This window comes from Bacteroides sp. (assembly GCA_036351255.1).
Classification (GTDB): Bacteria; Bacteroidota; Bacteroidia; order Bacteroidales; family UBA7960; genus UBA7960.
The window spans coordinates 1-3,464 of sequence record JAZBOS010000086.1; the positions used below are offsets into that span (position 1 = coordinate 1).

The 3,464-nt window shown below is 42.9% G+C and carries 3 protein-coding genes; all 3 read right to left on the reverse strand.

Translation table 11 applies throughout. The features are described from left to right. Positions 1 to 436 precede the first annotated feature (436 nt). Positions 437 to 1,828 carry a serine hydrolase domain-containing protein gene (locus tag V2I46_07940; protein ID MEE4177424.1) on the reverse strand — a complete coding sequence of 464 codons (1,392 nt, stop codon included), beginning with the start codon at positions 1,826 to 1,828 and terminating at the stop codon, positions 437 to 439. A 135-nt stretch (positions 1,829 to 1,963) separates the two neighbouring features. Then, positions 1,964 to 2,407 carry a GNAT family N-acetyltransferase gene (locus V2I46_07945; GenBank protein MEE4177425.1) on the reverse strand — a complete coding sequence of 148 codons (444 nt, stop codon included), beginning with the start codon at positions 2,405 to 2,407 and terminating at the stop codon, positions 1,964 to 1,966. Positions 2,408 to 2,420: 13 nt separating this feature from the next. Then, the coding region (locus tag V2I46_07950; protein MEE4177426.1) for a serine hydrolase domain-containing protein at positions 2,421 to 3,464 on the reverse strand (1,044 nt) is incomplete at its 5' end.

Below are 3,464 nucleotides of genomic sequence, written 5' to 3' on the forward strand. Positions count from 1 at the left end.
GGGGTTTGGGGCTAGGTTATTGGTCTTTGGTTTTCAACTTTTAAACTATTCAACTATTCAACGCCTTTTATTTAAAAAGTTAATTATCAGTATATTATTTGTGTCACTTTGTGTTTTTTGATTTGTGATCATTTGTGGAAGAAAAATCCAATCCACAAATCCACACAAATATATAATACAATACACACAAAAAAGGTTGAGGTTAAGCCCGCCTGCAGTCAGGCAGGCTTAAGACCCTGCTCCATGCTCCATGCCACATGCCTTCCCCAGGCCTTTTTCAGGCCCTGTGGCGGGGGTTTTCAGGCGTGAGGGGGTGGGGAGCATTGCTGGATTTGATGGCCGTTAACGGTCACCTTTCAGGCTAGTTTATGGAAGGCATTAAAATCATTTCAGCGCTGTATCCTCCATTACATATAGCCTTTGTGAACTGAGGTTTTTATTCCTTTTTAAACACCCTTCCGTAATTCGATTTCAAAATTTGTCCGCTTTCATCCAGGGTCAGGATGTATTCATAATCAAAACCCAATACCAACCAGGTTCCATTTTCTAAAAGCGATAATTCATTCTTACTTCCCTGGCTTTCAAAATACCCTGTCCCATTTTCCACATATATTTTTGCCCTGTTGCCATCATCTGTCGTGTAAGTACCAGCCAGTTTTTCGAAAGAACCTATGCTTGTCTTTACCTGCCTTTGACCATCGGCGGTAATATGACTGCGATTGATGCGGGTTTCAATTCCAATGGCATGAATCAGCTCGTACGCCAATCCCCAGGGGTTGACCAAATCATTTCCGTTATATCCCAGGTTAGAAAGCATAAAAACCGTAGTATTTTTTTGCGGGATACTGACTAAAATGGTTCCTGTCATCCCAGTGTGACTTATAAACCGCAGGCCATTGATATCATTAATTTCCCAACCGCATCCGTAAGGAACTTCTGAGTGGTCATTAAGCCTTCCTTTGGAAAACATAAATTGCCGGTTCGCCTCATCCAGGAAGTCTGTTCCCGTGATCACCTGATGCCATTTCATTAAATCCTGAACGTTTGAAAATGCACCAAAATAGGATGGGATCTCATAGTCCCAGGTTCTCATAATGTTTATCCACTCACCCTCTTTAAGCGCGTAACCTCTTGCCTGGTTTTTTATCACCCGCTCCTGGTCAAGAAAATACGTGTTTGACATAGCATATTGGTCAAAAATGTCCAGCAGATAGTTCCTGTAACTACCTGTTAAATTGTCAATCACAATTCCCAGCAGTAAATACCCAACATCGCTGTAATTATAGGCTGAGCCGGGTTCTGAATCAAGTGAGTCAGTAATGATTGACTGGATGGCCATTTCTTTACTGACATTGTTTGTCTGCATCATCCTGTCCAATTCTTCAGGGGTCATTTTTGAATATCCCGTGAATGCCATTTGCGTAAAACCATCGTGCGGAAACATTCCGGGTAATCCAGAGGTGTGCCATAACAACTGTTTGATAGTAATCCTTTTCCAATGTTCAGGGCATTCAGGAAAATGAATGTGCAGATAATCATTAACATTTAATTTACCGTCTTGCTGAAGCTTAAGAATTGCAGCCGCAGTAAATTGTTTGGTCAGGGATGCAAGTTCGAAAGTCGTGTTGACATCCACTTCGGCATCCTGTTGAATGCTTGCCAATCCGTAAGCATTTAAAGTCATGATACGATCATCCTGGATAATGGCGAGAGAAAGGCCCGGTATTTTATTTTTTGCCATATACGATTCAACGATCTTGTCAACAGATTCCTGGGCTTTCAAATGGGATACTGAAAGGATTAACAGCAATGTTAATATATGTTTCAATTGTTGTTTCATTTTATGGGAGATTGTTGTTTTCAATCCATTTAACGATCCCGGGGGATGAAACGCAGGGCATTCCGAAGTTTCGAACATTTTGTTCTGCGTTTTTATTTCGTTTGTAATGCATTCCTTCTGTTTCTATAAATCCTTTTTAAGATAAATCATATCAACCAATTGAATGTCTCCCTCGAACATCGGATGGTCATAATGGTCGGTAAAAAAGTTCTTGACCCGGTGTGACACTTCAAATCCGCAGCTTTCATAAAAGGACAAGATGGCAGGGGTTTCGCCTGTGCCGACAAGCATGGTTTTGTATTGGTTTTTGTAGAAATCAATAATGAAATTCATCAAGGCCCTGCCGTAGCCTTTGCCCTGGTAATGCGGGTAAGTGGCAATATTTTTAAGTTCGCAGGTTTCGCCATCGATGGGCACGACTACGCAAACACTTTTCAAATCACCGTCGTATAAAGCAAACAAGTCTCCACCGGGCAAATACCTGTCAATCATTGATTCCTGCTCGTCGGCCAGCAACAACAGGTCAAGGAATTGTTTCTTATGATCGACAATCTTTTCTATTCTCATCATCAGCCCGGGTTTATTTCATTTTCAGCAAAGGCCTGATCACTTCTGTCAGCATAAACCGCAAAGCTTTGGAGGTATAGGATTTGTCATTGAAGGTGCCTATCACATAAGCTTCGGTTTGGGGGTGGAAGAACATAAAGGCCCCGGTAACCCCGACACAGCCCCAGCAAAAATACTTTTTGGGCATCAAAAGCGGAATGGCTTTTGGCTTCCAGACCGCATAGCCATAATCGAAACCTATGGCCGGGAAACCCATTTTCACATCATCATAGATCATTTGATGCAGGGTGGCTGGCCTCACCAACTGGCCATTGACCAATGCTTTCATAAAGACCAGGTATTCGCTCAAAGGGGCCACCACCCCTCCCCCGGCATGGTCAATCCTGGCTATTCTTTTATCCTCAATGAAATTGATATTGAAAAGATAAATATGTGCCGGCGGAAACTGGGGTTTGTTCTTGGGTTCAGAAAAACCGTTGATGTAGGCATCGTCCATTTTCAATGGCTCCAGGATCATCTCGTGAACCGCTTCGTGGAAAGGCTTTTGGGTGATGCTTTCAATGATCAACCCCAGCAGGTAATAATTGGTATCGGTATAAAAATGCTTCTGGCCAGGCTCCCCTACGGGCTTAAGGTTAGCTTTTCCCCATTCTACGGCTTCCCGTACCGTCAATTCAAGCCTGGGATTGTCAATCATCTTTTTTAACAAGGAGTAAAAGACATCATTCAGGCCCGAGGTTTGTTTCAGTAAATGTTTGATGCTGATATCGGCCGAGTAATCTTTGCCCTTATAAACATGTAAACCCAGCATCAGCTCTGCATCAAGATATTTTACAATTTTATCGTCAAATGACAGCCGCCCCTGGTCGTGCAGCATCCCGATAAGGGTTGCGGTAAACAATTTCCCTACGGAAGCAAGGTGGTTGGCTTGACGGGGGTTTGCCTGCATTCCTTCGGTTTGTCCTTCGGCCATATTGAGGTCAATGCCAAGCTTTTCGGAATGAACAAGCAGATAGGCATTCTTCACTTTCTTATCGTTTCGTACTTGTTGCCTGAA